The organism is Stenotrophomonas cyclobalanopsidis (assembly GCF_008710035.1).
Lineage (GTDB): Bacteria > Pseudomonadota > Gammaproteobacteria > Xanthomonadales > Xanthomonadaceae > Stenotrophomonas > Stenotrophomonas cyclobalanopsidis.
In genome coordinates this window covers 15,556-32,204 of sequence record NZ_VYKI01000009.1, presented here as the reverse complement: position 1 = coordinate 32,204, position 16,649 = coordinate 15,556, and the positions used below count along the sequence as shown (strand labels likewise).

Genomic DNA, 16,649 nt, shown 5'->3' with positions numbered 1-16,649 from the left:
CGGCGGTGGGGGCCGGGGCGACCGGCGGGGCCGGGGGCCTGGGAGCGCCGGGCCACGCCCGGCGGGTCCGTTACCCTTCCAGGGCTTCGAGGTAGCTGCGGCGCCAGTGGTTGATGTCGTACGTGCGCAGGTGGTCCATCATCGCGTGCCAGCGTTCCTGGCGCCGGCGCAATGACATCGTCGCCGCCGTGGCGATGGCATCGGCTACGCCGTCCAGGTCGTGCGGGTTCACCAGCAGCGCCTGCTTCATTTCGTCGGCCGCACCGGCCAGCAGTGACAGCACCAGCACGCCGGGATTGTCCGGGTCCTGCGAGGCCACGTATTCCTTGGCTACCAGGTTCATGCCATCACGCAAAGGCGTCACCAGGCCCACCGCCGCAGCGCGGTAGAAACCGGTCAGCGTGGCGTGGGTGAAGTTCTGGTTGACGTAGCGCAGCGGCGTCCAGTCGGGCTCGGCATGGCCGCCGTTGATGTGCCCGGCGATCTGTTCCAGCTGGCTGCGCAGCTGCCGGTACTCGGTCACGTCGCCACGCGACACCGGGGCGATCTGCAGGTAGGTCAGTGAGCCGCGCTGGTCGGGGTGCCGCTCCAGGTAGCGCTCGAAGCCCTGGAACCGTTCGGGCAGGCCCTTGGAATAGTCCAAGCGGTCCACGCCGATCGCCAGCTGGCGGTCGCGCAGGCTGCTGCGCAGGTTCTTCACCGAAGGCTTGGTCGCTGCTGTTGCCGCCTGGCGGGCAATCAGCCCGGTATCGATGCCGATCGGGAAGGCGGCCGCGCGGAAGCGGCGCCCGCCCGGGGCCTCCAGGCGGCCGTCGTCCAGCACGCGGCCACCGCCGAACAGGCGCAGGTAGGTCTGGAAACGGTCGGCATCGCGTTGGGTCTGGAAGCCGACCAGATCGTAGGCGTACAGCGAGGAGAACAGCCGCAGGTGGTCGGGCATGGCCTGCAGCAGGTCCGCCGACGGCATCGGGATATGCAGGAAGAAACCGATCCTGCAGCCGATGCCACGCTCGCGCAGCATCGCGCCCAGTGGAATCAGGTGGTAATCGTGGATCCAGACGATGTCGTCCTCGCGCAGCAATGGCGCGAGTTTGTCGGCGAACAGCGCATTGACCTTGTGGTAAGTCTCGCGTGTGCCGCGGTCGTAGTCGACCAGGTCCAGCCGGAAGTGCAGCAGCGGCCACAGCGTGCGGTTGGAGAAACCGTTGTAGTAGCCATCCACATCACGCTTGGCCAGGTCCATGGTGACGTACTCGATATCACCGTCCTTCTGCTGGTGCAGCGTGCCGCTGGCATCCTTCGCGTTCTTGCCGCTCCAGCCGAACCACATGCCGCCGCGCTCCTTCAGCGCGGCCAGCAGGCCCACGGCGAGGCCGCCGGCGCGGCTTTCACCGGGCACGGCGACCCGGTTGGAGACAACCACCAGGCGGCTCATGAGGCCTCCTGCCAGGAACGCGACAGGCGCATGGCGGCGGTGATCAGGCCGACGTGCGAATAGGTCTGCGGGAAGTTGCCCCAGGCTTCGCCACCGTCGAAGGCCAGATCCTCGGAGAGCAGGCCGAGGTGGTTGCGCTGGTTGAGCAGCAGCTCGAACATCTCGCGTGCTTCCTCCATGCGCCCGATCGCTGCCAGTGCGTCGATGTACCAGAACGTGCAGATGGTGAAGCTGGTTTCCGGTTCGCCGAAATCATCCGGCGCCACGTAGCGGTACAGCGAGTTGCCATGCTTGAGGTCGCGGCCGATGGCATCGACGGTGGCGATGAAGCGCGCATCCATTGCATCGATGAAGCCGATGTCGGCCAGCAGCAGCAACGAGGCATCCAGGCGGTGGCCGTCGAAGGTATCGGTGAAATGGCCGAGTTCCTCGCTCCACGCCTTGTCCATGATGCGGGCGTGGATGATGTCGGCGCGCTCGCGCCAGTAGTTGGCACGGTCGTCGCGCTTGAGGCGGATGGCGATCTTGCACAGGCGGTCGCAGGCCGCCCAGCACATCGCGCTGGTGTAAGTGTGTACCTCCGTGCGGCCGCGGAATTCCCACAGGCCGGCATCAGGCACGTCGTGCAGGGCGAAGGCCTGCTCACCCAGCGGTTCCAGGCGCGCGAAGGCGTGTGCATCGCCCGGATCCTGCAGGCGGCGGTCGAAGAACAGCTGGGTCGATGCCAGGACCACACTGCCGTAGACATCGTGCTGGCGCTGCACCCAGGCCAGGTTGCCACGGCGCACCGGGCCCATGCCGCGGTAGCCGGACAGCGTGGGAACTTCGTCCTCGTCCAGCTTGGCCTCGAAGCCGATGCCGTACAGCGGCTGCAGCGTGCCGTCGGTGGTGGCCAGGTTGAAGATGTAGCCGAGGAACTGCTCCATCGTGCGGGTGGCGCCGAGGCGGTTCAACGCACGCACCACGAACGCCGCATCACGCAGCCAGCAGTAGCGGTAATCCCAGTTGCGCACGCTGCCGGGCGCTTCGGGAATGGAGGTAGTCATCGCCGCAATGATCGCGCCACTGTCCTCGTACTGGCACAGCTTCAGGGTGATCGCGCTGCGGATGACCGCGTCCTGCCATTCCAGCGGAATGGACAGGTAGCGTACCCATTCGCGCCAGTAATCACGGGTACGCTGGAACGCCTCCTGCACGTAGCCGCTGATGGAGCGGTTGAGCGACTCATCTACGCCCAGGATCAGGTGGACGGGGTGGTTGAGCACGAACGGCAGGCCCTCGCGCACCATCCGCACGGGCACGTCGGTGGTCAGCCGCAGCACGTGCTCGGGCAGGATCCAGCGCACGTGGTTGCTGCCCCAGGTCGATTCGGGCACGCGTGCGCCCCAGTCGGCCAGCGGGCGTGCCAGCACGGTGATGCGCGGGCTGCCGGTGAGCGGGCGTACCTGGCGGATCAGGCTGACCGGCCGGTAGAAGCGGTCGTTCTGCCGCCAGCGCGGGGCGAAATCGAGGATTTCCAGCGAGCCGCCGTGGCTGTCATGCAGCACGGTGCGCAGGATCGCGGTGTTGGTCAGGTATTCCTGCTCGCTGCGGGCGAAATCTTCCAGCTCGATGGCGAAGTCGCCGCCGGTCTGCTGGTTGGGGCCGAGCAGGGCACAGAAGGTGGGATCGCCGTCGAAGGTGGGCAGGCAGCTCCAGACAACGCGGGCATGTTTGTCGATCAGGGCGCCGAAGCTGCCGTTGCCGACCACGCCCAGATCAAGATCGGGTTGGGTCATCACGCGCTACATCTCGGTTGCGGCCGTGGGGTGGCCGGGTCAGTACGCATTCTCACGCAGCCAGGCGTGCACGCTGCGTATGTCGGGCAGTGCGAACACCGCCGCGCTGGGTTCACGTTCGCCGATCAGCACGCTCCAGCCGTGCTGGCCGTTGGCGGCCTCGAAGCCGAACTCATCGGTGAGGTCATCACCGAGGAACACGGGCAGGCGGCCACGGAAGGGCAGGTACTGCATCAGCCGGCGCACGGCGCGGCCCTTGTCGCTGCCGACGGGCACGAATTCGATCACATGGTCACCGGGTTGCAGCCGATAGCTTGGCCGGCCGCGGGCATGGCGTTCGGCGAACGTGCGTACCTCGTTGGCCGCATGCGGGGCACCACGCCAGTGCAGGGCCAAGCCAGCGCCTTTTTCTTCGACCAGCACGCCGGGGTAACCATGGGCGAAGCGCATGGCCTGCTGGTGCAAGGCATGCAGCCATTCGGCGGTGTCGTCGTCCTGTTGTTCACGCAGCACGCGCCCGTCCTGGGCACGCAGCTCGTGGCCGTGCAGGCCGGCGGCTGGCAGTTGCAGGGGCGCGAACAGCTGGTCCAGCTGTTCCAGGGGGCGGCCACTGACGAGGGCGACCGCGCCTTCGAGGCGGTCACTGATACGGCCGATGGCTTCACGCACATCCGGCAGGAGCTGCACGGCGTCCGGGCGCGCAGCGAATTCTATGAGGGTGCCGTCGACATCGAGGAACAACGCGCAGGCGTCGTCCAGCAATGGCGGTGGCGGACGCAGGGGGAGCGGTTCAGCCATATCGACCAGCTTGCCAGCAGCGGCGTGTAGGGCAGGTCGAGGAACGGCTACGAATTGGGTAGAGTCGAGGGGGGGGGGGCGGGGGTGGGGGGGGGGGGGGGGGGGTGGGGCCACCCACGGCGGAAACCCCCCCGCCCCCTTTTGGGTTCGTTGCGCCGTGGGGTCGACTGCTCTCCCGCGCTGGGTACGGCTGTCGACCAACGGTCGACTCTACCCGGCCGGCCCATCACAGCGATGGGCCGGCGGTCTGCGGGTCAGAACGTGTAACGCACGCGGCCGTAGTAGTACGCGCCGTTGCTGCCGATCGGTGACAGCACGTCGTACGGCAGGTTGCCGTAGTAGTAGATATCGTCGTTGGACTTGTCCGGATAGTTGTCCGTCAGGTTCTGCCCGCCGATGGCCACGCTCCACTGCTTGTTGAAGCGGTACTCCACTTCGGCATCCAGCTGCCATTCGGCCTGGTAGGTCTGGCGCGGGATGTAGCCATCACCGAAATTGAACACCCGGGTGGCACTGCCGTAGCGGTTGACGCGGCTGCTCAGCGACCAGTGGTCGTTGCTCCAGGCGGCCGACAGGCTGGCACGGGTACGCGGGGTCGCGTCGGTCAACGTGTTGGTTTCTTCGATGCCGAACAGCACGTAGTCCGCGTCCAGCGCCTGCAGCTGGGCCGGGGTGGCCAGCACGTTCTTCAGCGTGGTCTTGGTGTAGGCGTAGGTGCCGGTCAGCAGCAGCTGGCCATCGCCCAGCGCTTGGCGCCAGTTGGTCACCAGCTCGGCACCGCGGGTGCGGGTGTCGGCGGCGTTGACGAAGAAGCTGGCGCTCTGCAGGCCGGTGACGCCGTAGTTGGCGGCCACGAAGTCGGTCAGTGCATCGCCGGTGATGCTTTCGGACAGCGCGATGCGGTCGTCGATGTCGATCTGGAAGAAGTCCAGCGACAGGTCGAAGTGCTCGCCGATGCGGCTGGTGAAGCCCAGCGAGGTGTTCAGCGACTTCTCGGGCTTCAGGTCCTGTGCGCCCAGGCCGCGGGCGATCGGGTTGTTGACCGACAGCAGGCGGCCCTGCACCAGCTGGCCGGCGGCGTTGTAGCCGGTGGAGGTGGATTCGTAGCCGATCTGCGCCAGCGAGGGCGCGCGGAAGTTGTTGGAGATGGCACCGCGCAGGGCGAAGGCCGGAGTGAACTCGTAGCGCAGGCCCAGCTTGCCGGTCAGCTCACCACCGAAGTCGTCGCTGTGCTCGTAGCGTGCGGCCAGGTCGGTGGAGAAGTGGTCGCCGAACTGGCTGGCCAGGCTGGCATAGGCACTGGCCACGTCACGTGCCAGCGACGCGGCATCCTGCGGGGTCAGGCCGCCACCGGCCTGCGAGCCGGTCGGGCGATCGGTGTACGGGCCGGCCGCATAGCTGGACGGATCACCCGGACGGGTCTGGTAGCGCTCGTGGCGCACTTCCGCGCCCAGGCCCAGGGTGTGGGTGATGCTGTCGCTCTGCGGGAACACGCGGCTCAGGTCGAGGTTGCCCACGGTCTGCGCGTACTGGTAATCAGCGGTCTTGAAGCGGGTCGGGCTGGTCGGGCCCAGCGAGGCGTTGATCGAATCGCGCAGGCGGTAGGTGAAGTCGTTCTGGCCGTAGTCCACGCTGCCGTCATAGCTCCACTCGCCCCACTGGCCACGCACGCCGGCCACGGCCTGCACGTCGCGGTTCTCGCCTTCGGAAATCGGGCGATAACCGTTCGGGTACGCCTCCTTCCAGTTGGCGTCGCTGTCGGGGTAGCGGAAGTAGTTCGCGCCCTCGGTATCACGCTGGTTGAAGGTGCCGAAGGCATAGAACGTGGCGGTCCTGCCCACCGGAATCTCGGTGTTCAGCCACAGGTTGATGTCCTTGCTGGCGCCATCGCCGAGCACGTAGTTGCGCTTGCCCTGCAGTGCAAGGTTGGCATCGGTCTGGTCCCACGGCGGAATCAGGTCGTAGCCGGCGCGGTTGGTGCCGTTGCGCTTCTTGTATTCCAGGCCCACGCGCAGGAAGCCGCCATCCTCGCCCAGCGAGGTACCGACCTTGGCACTGATGTTGCCGGTCTGGCCATCGGTGAGGGTGCGGCCGATCGGCTTGAGGTCGGTGTGGTTGGCGCCGTAGCTGGCTTCGATCTCGCCGCCGTCGCCGCCGTTGTCCAGGATCACGTTGATCACGCCGGCCACCGCATCGGAGCCGTACAGCGCGCCGGCGCCATCGCGCAGCACTTCGATGCGTTTGATGGCGCTGACCGGGATCGAGTTGAAGTCGACCGGGGTGGTGCCCTTGCCGATCTTGCTGTCGGTGTTGACCAGCGCGGTGTGGTGGCGGCGCTTGCCGTTCACCAGCACCAGCACCTGGTCCGGCGACAGGCCACGCAGCTGCGCGGCACGCACGTGGTCGGCGCCGCCGGAGTTGGACTGGCGCGGGAAGTTGAACGACGGCAGCAGGGCCTGCAGCGCACTGCCCAGTTCGCCGTTGACCACGCCGGCCTTGCGGATGTCCTCGGCGGTGAGCACGTCCACCGGCGAGGTGGATTCGAGCACGGTGCGATCGGCGGCGCGGGTACCGGTGACGATCACCGTGTCCAGGTTGGTGGCCGCATCCTGGGCAGAGGCCAGGGCGGGGGACAGGGCGAGCGCGATGGCGAGGCCGAGCGGCGACGCGGACAGGCGGGGGGACATGCGGACTCCAGCAACTACGACGTGGGGAAGGGGCGGGGACAGAGATGGTTTCACTTACATCCATCCGGATGAAGCGATATATTATATTGGCGTGAGGAGGGGGTGTGACGCAAGCCCCGCTTCCGATCGCATCAGCTGATGCCCCTGTGGCATTAGTGATTGGTTGCAACCGCAACCGAACCGCAGCTGTACCCTTCGTGCCCCTTCGACCCGCTTTTTCCCCTTCCCCGGAGTGCTGTCCCCCATGAAACACCTTGGCCTGATCTTTGCCGTGCTGCTGGCCACCAGCGGCTGCGCCAGCCTGTCCTCGAAGACGCCCAGCGCCTACGCCGCCACCGCCGAGATGCAGGGCGATGCCGCGCGGCCGTCCAACGGCACGGGCTGGGTGCGCAGCGAGCTGTACTTCGGCGTGGGCGAGGAGCAGGGTGCCGGCGGCCGTCCGCAGGCCGACACCATCAGCGAGGCGCAGTGGCGCGCGTTCCTGGACAAGGAAGTGACCCCGCGCTTCCCCGATGGCCTGACCGTGTTCGATGCCTACGGCCAGTGGCTGTTCCGCGGCGATGCCTCGCCCAACCGCCTGCGCACCAAGGTGCTGGTGGTGCTGCATGAAGACAGCCCGCAGCGCCGCGCCGACATCGAAGCCATCCGCCTGGCGTGGAAGCAGCAGACCAAGCACCAGTCGGTGCTGTGGTCGCGGCAGGCGGTTGACGTATCGTTCTGACCTGGAGGTGCCAGCCTGGCGCCGCAGGGAATGATGATGAAACACAGGGAAACCGTGGTTGGCCTGCTGCTGGCGGGCCTGCTGGTGCCGCTGGCGCAGGCCGCTGACAGCGATGCGCCGTTGCGCTTCGAGGCAGCCCCCGGCATCCGCGTGCAGGCCGAAGTCACGGAGGACGGCAGCATCGACGCGCAGCTTTTGCCCTCGGGCAGACGGCTGAGCCTGCCGGGCGCCCCCGATGCCGACGGCAATTTCCGGCTGTCGGCCGAGGATGTTGATTTCGACGGGCGTCCCGAACTGGTGGCGCGGGCGTCGGTCGGCATGGTCAACGAAGCGGTGGCGGTGTATCAGTTCGACCCGGCCAGCGGCGGTTTCCGCGCGCTGCAGGCCGAAACCCACGGGCATGACAACTGTGGTGGCCTGATGGGCCTGACCGTCGACGCGGCCACCCGCACCCTGACGAGCAGCTGCCGCAGCGGACCGATGTGGTACACGGATCAGTATCGGTTCGACGGTACGAAGTTGTATCTGTATCGCTCCGAAGACGTGCTGCGGCTGGGCGATGCGCTCGATGCCGCCCTGCAGTGGGAGCAGACCGACGAGCAGGGTCCGCTGGCGGTGTGGCGGACCCACGATGCATCCGGCCACGTGCTGGAAAGTGCCATTGCCGATGGCTTGAACACGCCCGCCAGTGGCGAACCGCTGCGCGGCCAGCAGGCCACGGTGGTGCCCGCGCGCCTGTTCCTGTTCGACCGGCCCGGTGCCGCCAGCACCAACCGCTACCTGGTGCAGGGCGACCGCGTGGAGATGCTGGATGAGCAGGACGGCTGGGTGAAGCTGCGCTACCGCAACCCGAAGCACGGCGCGGTCGAGGGCTGGATCAACGTCAGCGATTGACGCGTCGCCGGTCCGCATTTTGCTCAACAAGGCGGTCGGCTTCTTGCCCACGGGAGCATCACCTGGCCGGGTCTAGCCTCGGGTTTCTCCCCCGAACCGGCTGTTCCCCCATGAGCAAGCGCGTTGCAGAGATCGTCATCGACACCCTCCAGCAGGCGGGTGTCCGCCGCTGTTACGGCATCGTGGGCGATACCTTGAACCACGTGACCGATGCGATGCATCGCAGTGACATCGAATGGGTGCACGTGCGCCACGAAGAGGTGGCTGCCTTTGCCGCCGGTGCCGATTCGCTGGTGAGTGGGCAGCTCACTGCCTGCGCGGGCTCCTGCGGGCCCGGTGGCCTGCACTTCATCAACGGCATCTTTGAAAGCAACCGCAATCGTGCGCCGATGGTGCTGATCGCCAGCCAGATCGTCACCAGCGAACTGGGCATGGAATTCCCGCAGGAAGTGGACTTCAAGGCGGTGTATGGCAGCTGCACGGTGTTCTGCGAGCAGGTGCACAGCCCCGAACAGGCGCGACGCGTGGTGGCACTCGCCTGCCAGGCTGCGATCAGCCGCCGCGGTGTGGCCGTGGTGATCCTGCCGGCGGATATCAGCGAGGCCGAAGTGAAGCACGATGTGCCGTTCTCGGTGCACTACGCCCAGCCGGTGCTGCGCCCCTCGGATGACGAACTGCAGCGGATCGCCGAGCTGCTGGGGCAGGGCAAGCGCATCGGCATCTATGCCGGGGCCGGCTGCCAGGGCGCGCATGCGCAGCTGCTGGAACTCGCCCGACGGCTGCAGGCGCCGGTAGCGCATACGTCGCGGGCCAAGGATTTCGTCGAACCGGACAACCCCTACAACATGGGCATGACCGGCATCTTCGGCATCGAATCGGGCTTCCACACGCTGATGGAGTGCGACACGCTGCTGCTGCTCGGCGCCGACTTCGCCTGGGGCCAGTTCTACCCGGACAAGGCGACGATCATCCAGGTCGACCGCGATGGCAGTCATCTGGGCCGCCGCCACCCGGTCAATCTGGGCGTGGTCGGTGATGTCGCACCGACGCTGGATGCGCTGCTGCCGATGCTGCCGCCGCGCGAGGACAGCGCCTTCCTCGATGAGTGCATCACCCACCGCGACAAGGCGCTGCAGAAGCGCGAGCAGGAAGAACAGCCCGGCGAAGGCGAGCTGATCCACCCGCAGCACCTGACCGCGCTGCTGTCGAAGCACGCCAGCGACGATGCGCTGTTCACTGCCGATGGTGGTTCGCCGATGGTCTGGGTGCTGCGCCATATACGAGTGAACGGCCGCCGCCGCACCTTGACCAGCCTGTTGCACGGCACGATGGCCAATGCGATGCCGCAGGCGCTGGGCCTGCAGAAGGCTTTCCCCGGCCGCCAGGTGATTTCGCTGTCCGGTGATGGTGGCCTGGCGATGCTGCTGGGCGACCTGCTGACCGCGGTGCAGGAAAACCTGCCGATCAAGGTGGTGGTATTCAACAACGGCTCGCTGAATTTCGTCGAGCTGGAACAGAAGGTGGAGGGCCTGCTGGACAACTACACCGACCTGAAGAATCCCGATTTTGGCCGCCTGGCCGAGGTGATCGGTTTCCACGGCCGCACAGTCACCCGCAGCGAGGACCTGGAGGAAGCGGTGCTGGACTTCCTGGCCCAGCGTGGCCCGGCGCTGCTGGATGTGCATACCAGCCGCGCGGAGCTGGTGATGCCGCCGCAGATCGAAGCCAAGCAGGTGGCGGGCACGGCGTTGTATGCGGCCAAGGCGGTGTTGAATGGCCGCTTCGATGATGTGAAGCACCTGCTGGTGGACAACTTCCTGAAGAAGTGAGCGGAGGGCGATGCAGGGCTGCGCTCGGCACCCCCACCTTCGATAGTTGGCCGGCGGCCAGTAGATCCACGCCATGCGTGGATACCGAAAGAATGATCGGGGTGATCTTCTGTAGAGCCGAGCCATGCTCGGCTCAGGGCTCTCGCGTACAGCAGCCGAGCATGGGCTCGGCTCTACAACGAGAGCCTGCCTTTCCGTGGCTGCCGCGCACAGGAAACTGCCAGGGGGCGGGTGTGCGCAGGGCGGCGGATCCCGCTCCGGCGACCAACCCCGCCACGAGGGGCCCCGCCGTTGGCTGGAACCCATCATTCCACGACGGAATTGGCGCCCGGGCCCCGCTGGGCCTACCATCGGCGGTCCCCACCCCACCGCCCCTTCCATGTCCGCTCCCGCTCCCGCCGCACCACGCCGCTGGTTCGTCGCTGGCGACTTCAATGGCTTCTTCGGCCTGGTCGTCGACAACCTCTCCATCCTTGGCTTCATCGCCATGGCCCTCATCGGCATGTTCCAGTTCCCCGCCGACGTGGTGTTTGGCCGCATGTTCCCCGGCACCGCCTTCGGCGTGCTGGTCGGCAACCTGCTCTACACCCTGATGGCGCGCCGCCTGGCCACCCGCACCGGTCGCGATGATGTCACCGCCATGCCGCTGGGCCTGGACGCGCCGACCAGCATCGGCATGGCCCTGCTGGTGCTCGGCCCAGCCTTCGTCGCCTTCAAGCAGCAGGGCATGGATCCCCATGCGGCGGCCATCGCCACCTGGCAGCTGGGCATGGCCGCGCTGGTCATCATGGGCGTGCTGAAGCTGATCCTGTCCTTCTTTGGTGAGGCGGTGACCCGCGCGCTGCCGCGTGCGGCGCTGCTGGGCTCCATCGCCGGCATCGCGCTGGTGCTGATGGGCCTGCTGCCGCTGCTGGAAACCCTGCGTTCGCCGCTGGTCGGCTTCACCACGCTGGGCCTGCTGCTGTACGTGCTGATCGCCAAGGGCAAGCTGCCGATTCGTGGCCCGGGCGTGCTGCTGGCCTTCGTGTTCGGCACCGTCCTCTATTACGGCCTCGGCCTGGCCGGGCTCGGCGTGCCGGGCTTCCAGGTGCCGGCCTGGGTCCCGCCGCAGGTGGTGCTGCCGCTGCCCACGCTCGGCTTCATCGATGGCCTGCCGACCGCGATGACCTATCTGCCGCTGCTGCTGCCGTTCGGCCTGCTGATGGTGGTGGGTGGCATCAACGTGTCCGAGAGCGCACGCGCGGCCGGCGATGACTACCGCACCCGCGACATCCTGCTGGTGGAAGCGGTGGCCACGCTGGTGGCCGGTGTCTGCGGCGGCGTCGCCCAGACCACGCCGTACATCGGCCAGCCGGCCTACAAGCACATGGGCGCACGCAGCGGCTACACGCTGCTGACCGGCCTGTTCGTCGGCATCGGCGGCATGCTCGGCATCATCTCCGGGCTGGTGCAGTGGTTGCCGCTGGCAGTGCTGGCACCGATCATCGTCTACGTCTCCATCGACATCACCACCCAGGCCTTCCAGGCCACTCCGCGCCAGCATGCCGGTGCGATGGTGCTTGGCTTCCTGCCGTCGGCGGCATACCTGCTGGCGATCAAGGCGCCGGGCTGGATTCCCGCCGATCAGATGGGCGCGCTGCTGACCCACGTCGACGGCCACGGCCTGCCGGAACTGGCGGTGATCTTCGCGCTGGGCAACGGCTTCATCATCACCTCGATGTTGTGGATCGCCACCGTGTCGGCGATGGTCGACGGACGCCTGCGCCGCGCCTGCAGTTTCCTGCTGGTGGCGGCGGCGCTGACCCTGTTCGGCCTGATCCACTCGGTCGACCCGCGCGGCGGCATCTACCTGCCGTGGGACCTGCAGGGCCTGGCGCGCGTCATCAGCTGGCAGTTCGCGGGTGCCTACGCGGCGCTGGCCGTGCTGCTGGGGCTGCTGTCGCTGCAGAAGCAGCCGGTGAAGCCGTTGGCTGACGCTGGACATTGAACGCGTACGCCGGGCAGGGCGCGAGATGGTAGCGCCGGGCCACGCCCGGCGTCAGGTGGCTGCGTCCAGCTCGGGGTAATGGCGGAAGATGCCGTTGGTGTTGAATGCCAACCGCCGCTCCGAGGCCAGGTACGCCGCGATGTTGGGTCGTTTCGCCACCCGCTCCTGCAGCGCCCGCAGCAGCGGCAGGGTGGGAGACAAGGCCTGCATCCGCTTCGGAAACATGTAATCCAGGCCGCTCAGCAGCTGGAACAGCGATAGATCCACATAGGAGTGCTCGCGCAGCGGGTGGCGGCCACCATTGGCCTCGATCACCCGCTCGAAATAGCCGAGAAACTTCGGCAGGCGCTCGCTGCGCGTTGCCGTTGCGCGCGCCTTGGCCTCGGCTTTCTGGTCCTCGTAATACTTCGATGCGGAAATCGGATGATGGGTGTCGTGCACCTCGGCAACGAGGTCGGCAATCGTCAACTGCAACTGCAGTGCCTGCATCCGCCGTGAGGCGGCCTGGGGCACCAGATCCAGCGTGGGGCCGAGGAAATCCAGGATCGCTGCGACCTGTGCGATCAGCTGGCGCCCGGCCTTCAGGAACGGCGGTGCGAAGGGTTGGCCGCCTTCGGTCGGGCCCTGCAGGAACGGCTGCATCACCGCATCGCCATGGACGCGTGCCATGTCCACGTATTCCGCGCCGGCATCTTCCAATGCCAGACGTACGAACTCGCCACGGCCCTGGATGCCGCTCCAGTAATACAGCGCGTAGTGCATGGCCATCTCCGCAAAGAATTTCCTGCAGCCTCGCGTACCGCACGCAAAGCAGCCGTGAGCATCGCGTTCATGCCCAGCACAATGCAGGCCAAACAGCGGGGGAACCGCCCGCGATGGAGCGGGTCATACTCAAGTCGTGCATATGAAAAGCGAGGTACTGCGTCATGCAGAAGAGTGGAAAGGCGGTGTGGCCTTGGGTATTGGGCGTGCTGGTGATAGGCGGTGCGGGCGCGTGGTTGTTCCGCGAACAGTGGCAGGACCTGGCGGACCGTGTGGAGGTGCCCACCCAGGCGGCGGCACCTTCGACGGCGGCGCCACCTGCAGCGCCCACCGCTGAACCCGCTTCGTCGACACCCGCCATCCAACATCCGCTGGACACCGACGCTGCAGCCGACCCCGCGCTGCCGAAGATGGAAGAAAGCGATACCGCAGCGTGGGCCGCACTGAGTGGCCTGTTCAATGGTGATGGTGGGTTGGCGCTGTTGCTGCGTGACCACCTGATCCAGCGCCTGGTCACTCACGTGGACAATCTGGACAAGGCCAGCGTGCCGCCCTCAGCGTTGGCGATGCGGCCGCTGCCCGGCGGCCTGCAGGTGGAGGCCGGCGCGAACGGCGAGCAGGTCGCCGCAGCCAACGCGGCCCGCTATGCACCCTACGTGCAGGCTTTCACCGCGCTCGACCCTGCTGCAGCAGGTGCGGCGTACAAGCGCTTCTATCCGCTTATCCAGCAGGCCTACGTCGACCTCGGGCGGCCGCAGGGCTACTTCAACGACCGCCTGGTGGCGGTGATCGATCATCTGTTGCAGACCCCGGAGCCGGCGCGTCCGCTGGCGGTGGTGCGTGATGAGCATGGCCGCTATCGCTTCGCCGATCCGGATCTGCAGTCGCGCTCGGTGGGGCAGAAGGCCCTGCTGCGGCTGAATGCGGACCAGCAAAGGCTGGTCAAGCAGCAGCTGCGCGCCATCCGCGGGGCCATTACCCGCTAGCCGCAGGCGGTTCGCCGGGGCGTCTGATCCAGATCAACGCTCCGCCAACACCCCATCGGTCATGCTGGATGCTGCTTGAACGGCTCGGATGCCCAGTCGCAGCCACCCTTGAAACCGGGTGGGGCAACCGCATCTTCCCTGCATCGCCGGCGGGGCCGGCACTGATGACCGATGAGGATTCGCCATGCGAATGGACAAGCTTACTTCGCGTTTCCAGCAGGCGCTGGCCGACGCGCAGTCGCTGGCCGTGGGCCGCGACAACAGCATCATCGAACCGGTTCACCTGTTCAGCGCGCTGCTGGACCAGCAGGGCGGCAGCACGCGCCCGTTGCTGGCCCAGGCCGGCGTGAACGTGCCGGTGCTGCGCGAGCGCCTGGCTGAGGCGCTGGATGCGCTGCCCAAGGTGTCCGGCCAGGCCGGCAACGTGTCGATGGGCAATGACCTCGGGCGCCTGCTCAACCACACCGACAAGCTGGCCCAGCAGAATGGCGATGCCTTCATCGCCAGCGAGTGGTTCGTGCTGGCCGCGCTGGAGGACAGCGGCACGCTGGGCATGGCGCTGCGCGCCGCCGGTGCCGACAAGGCGCGCCTGCAGACCGCCATCGACAAGCTGCGTGGCGGCGAGAACGTGCAGTCGGAAAACGCCGAAGAACAGCGACAGGCGCTGGAGAAGTACACCATCGACCTGACCGCGCGCGCCGAGAGCGGCAAGCTCGACCCGGTGATCGGTCGCGACGAAGAAATCCGTCGCACCATCCAGGTCCTGCAGCGCCGCACCAAGAACAACCCGGTGCTGATCGGCGAACCCGGCGTGGGCAAGACCGCCATCGTCGAAGGGCTGGCCCAGCGCATCATCAACGACGAAGTGCCCGAGGGCCTGCGCGGCAAGCGCGTGCTGTCGCTGGACATGGGCGCCCTGATCGCCGGCGCCAAGTTCCGCGGTGAATTCGAAGAGCGCCTGAAGGGCGTGCTCAACGACCTGGCCAAGAGCGAAGGGCAGATCATCCTGTTCATCGACGAGCTGCACACCATGGTCGGTGCGGGCAAGGCCGATGGCGCGATGGATGCGGGCAACATGCTCAAGCCGGCGCTGGCCCGTGGCGAGCTGCACTGCGTGGGTGCCACCACGCTGGACGAGTACCGCAAGTACATCGAAAAGGACGCTGCACTGGAGCGCCGCTTCCAGAAGGTGTTCGTGGGTGAGCCGTCGGTGGAGGACACCATCGCGATCCTGCGTGGCCTGAAGGAAAAGTACGCGGTGCACCACGGGGTCGAAATCACCGATCCGGCCATCGTCGCCGCCGCCACGCTGTCCAACCGTTACATCACCGACCGCCAGCTGCCGGACAAGGCCATCGACCTGATGGACGAGGCCGCCTCGCGCCTGCGCATGGAGATCGACTCCAAGCCGGAGGAACTGGACCGCCTGGAACGCCGGCTGATCCAGCTGAAGATCCAGCGCGAGATGCTGAAAAAGGAAAAGGACGATGCCTCGCGGCAGCGCCTGGCTGATCTTGAAAATGAGATCGAGGGCCTGGAGCGCGAGTTCTCCGACCTCAATGAAATCTGGAAGTCGGAGAAGGCTGCACTGCAGGGCGCGACCAGGATCAAGGAACAGGTCGAGCAGGCGAAGCTCGATCTGGAAGCCGCGCAACGCCGCCAGGATTTCGCCCGCATGAGCGAAATCCAGTACGGCCTGCTGCCGCAGCTGGAAAAGCAGTTGGCTGCGGCGCAGGAACTGGATGCCAACGACTTCAAGCTGGTGCAGGACAAGGTCACTGACGAGGAGATCGCCGAGGTCGTGTCGCGCTGGACCGGTATCCCGGTCAACAAGATGCTCGAGGGCGAGCGCGACAAGCTGCTGCGCATGGAAGATGTGCTGCACAACCGCGTGGTCGGCCAGGAAGAAGCGATCAAGGTCGTCTCTGATGCGGTGCGCCGTTCGCGTGCCGGCCTGTCCGACCCGAACCGCCCGGGCGGCTCGTTCCTGTTCCTCGGCCCGACCGGCGTGGGCAAGACCGAGCTGTGCAAGTCGCTGGCCGAATTCTTGTTCGACAGTGCCGACGCGATGATCCGCATCGACATGAGCGAGTTCATGGAAAAGCACAGCGTCGCCCGCCTGATCGGTGCGCCCCCGGGTTACGTGGGCTACGAGGAGGGTGGCTACCTGACCGAGGCCGTGCGCCGTCGCCCGTACTCGCTGATCCTGCTGGACGAGGTGGAAAAGGCCCACCCGGATGTGTTCAACATCCTGCTGCAGGTGCTGGACGATGGCCGCCTGACCGATGGCCAGGGCCGCACCGTGGACTTCCGCAACACCGTCATCGTGATGACCTCCAACCTGGGCTCGCACCAGATCCAGGACATGGGCAGCGATGACAGCCCGGAGGCCTACACGCAGATGAAGGCCGCGGTGATGGGCGTAGTGCAGGCGCACTTCCGTCCGGAGTTCATCAACCGCCTGGACGACATCGTGGTGTTCCACCCGCTGGACAAGCAGCAGATCAAGCAGATCGCGCGCATCCAGATGCGTGGCCTGGAGCGGCGCCTGGCCGAGCGTGGCTTGAAGCTGGTGGTGTCCGATGCAGCGTTCGACCTGCTCGGCAACGTCGGTTTCGATCCGGTGTATGGCGCACGGCCGCTGAAGCGTGCGATCCAGGCACAGCTGGAGAACCCGCTGGCGCAAAAGATCCTCTCGGGGGCCTTCATCAACGGCGATACCATCGAGGTCGGCAACGACGGCGGCCACCTGGTGTTTGCCAAGGCGTGATG

11 protein-coding genes are annotated in these 16,649 nt (G+C 66.8%); 6 read left to right on the top strand and 5 right to left on the bottom strand.

All coding sequences use genetic code 11. From position 1 onward, the window contains the following. Positions 1 to 70: 70 nt before the first annotated feature. The 4 genes from otsA to FJU31_RS08960 form a co-directional block, all read right to left on the bottom strand. Complete coding sequence (gene otsA, locus FJU31_RS08975; RefSeq protein ID WP_150454451.1) at positions 71 to 1,435, bottom strand: alpha,alpha-trehalose-phosphate synthase (UDP-forming); 1,365 nt, start codon at positions 1,433 to 1,435, stop codon at positions 71 to 73. Then, complete coding sequence (locus FJU31_RS08970; protein WP_150454450.1) at positions 1,432 to 3,213, bottom strand: glycoside hydrolase family 15 protein; 1,782 nt, start codon at positions 3,211 to 3,213, stop codon at positions 1,432 to 1,434. The genes otsA and FJU31_RS08970 overlap by 4 nt, the downstream gene beginning before the upstream one ends. Positions 3,214 to 3,252: 39 nt before the next feature. After that, positions 3,253 to 4,011 (bottom strand): trehalose-phosphatase, encoded by a 759-nt coding sequence (gene otsB / locus FJU31_RS08965; protein WP_150454449.1) that lies wholly within the window; start codon positions 4,009 to 4,011, stop codon positions 3,253 to 3,255. Positions 4,012 to 4,265: 254 nt separating this feature from the next. Then, positions 4,266 to 6,698 carry a TonB-dependent receptor plug domain-containing protein gene (locus FJU31_RS08960; RefSeq protein ID WP_150454448.1) on the bottom strand — a complete coding sequence of 811 codons (2,433 nt, stop codon included), beginning with the start codon at positions 6,696 to 6,698 and terminating at the stop codon, positions 4,266 to 4,268. A gap of 244 nt (positions 6,699 to 6,942) precedes the next feature. On the opposite strand from FJU31_RS08960, the gene FJU31_RS08955 reads away from it, so the two are divergent. From FJU31_RS08955 to FJU31_RS08940, 4 genes are all read left to right on the top strand, one after another. Next, on the top strand, positions 6,943 to 7,419 hold the full coding sequence (locus FJU31_RS08955) for a DUF3574 domain-containing protein (protein ID WP_150454447.1): 477 nt from the start codon (positions 6,943 to 6,945) through the stop codon (positions 7,417 to 7,419). 36 nt (positions 7,420 to 7,455) lie between these two features. Further along, on the top strand, positions 7,456 to 8,313 hold the full coding sequence (locus FJU31_RS08950) for an XAC2610-related protein (RefSeq protein WP_150454446.1): 858 nt from the start codon (positions 7,456 to 7,458) through the stop codon (positions 8,311 to 8,313). 110 nt (positions 8,314 to 8,423) lie between these two features. Then, positions 8,424 to 10,142, top strand: a complete 1,719-nt coding sequence (locus tag FJU31_RS08945; RefSeq protein ID WP_150454445.1) for a thiamine pyrophosphate-dependent enzyme — start codon at positions 8,424 to 8,426, stop codon at positions 10,140 to 10,142. A 379-nt stretch (positions 10,143 to 10,521) separates the two neighbouring features. After that, positions 10,522 to 12,129 (top strand): SulP family inorganic anion transporter, encoded by a 1,608-nt coding sequence (locus FJU31_RS08940; RefSeq protein WP_150454444.1) that lies wholly within the window; start codon positions 10,522 to 10,524, stop codon positions 12,127 to 12,129. Between the two features lie 51 nt (positions 12,130 to 12,180). On the opposite strand, the gene FJU31_RS08935 is transcribed toward FJU31_RS08940, so the two are convergent. Then, positions 12,181 to 12,891: a glutathione S-transferase gene (locus FJU31_RS08935; protein ID WP_150454443.1), complete on the bottom strand. Its 711-nt coding sequence runs from the start codon at positions 12,889 to 12,891 to the stop codon at positions 12,181 to 12,183. Positions 12,892 to 13,055: 164 nt separating this feature from the next. Between FJU31_RS08935 and FJU31_RS08930 the strand changes: the two genes are divergently transcribed. Beyond that, positions 13,056 to 13,877: a DUF3014 domain-containing protein gene (locus tag FJU31_RS08930; RefSeq protein ID WP_150454442.1), complete on the top strand. Its 822-nt coding sequence runs from the start codon at positions 13,056 to 13,058 to the stop codon at positions 13,875 to 13,877. Positions 13,878 to 14,061: 184 nt separating this feature from the next. Continuing rightward, positions 14,062 to 16,647, top strand: a complete 2,586-nt coding sequence (gene clpB, locus FJU31_RS08925) for an ATP-dependent chaperone ClpB (protein WP_150454441.1) — start codon at positions 14,062 to 14,064, stop codon at positions 16,645 to 16,647. Positions 16,648 to 16,649: the final 2 nt, after the last annotated feature.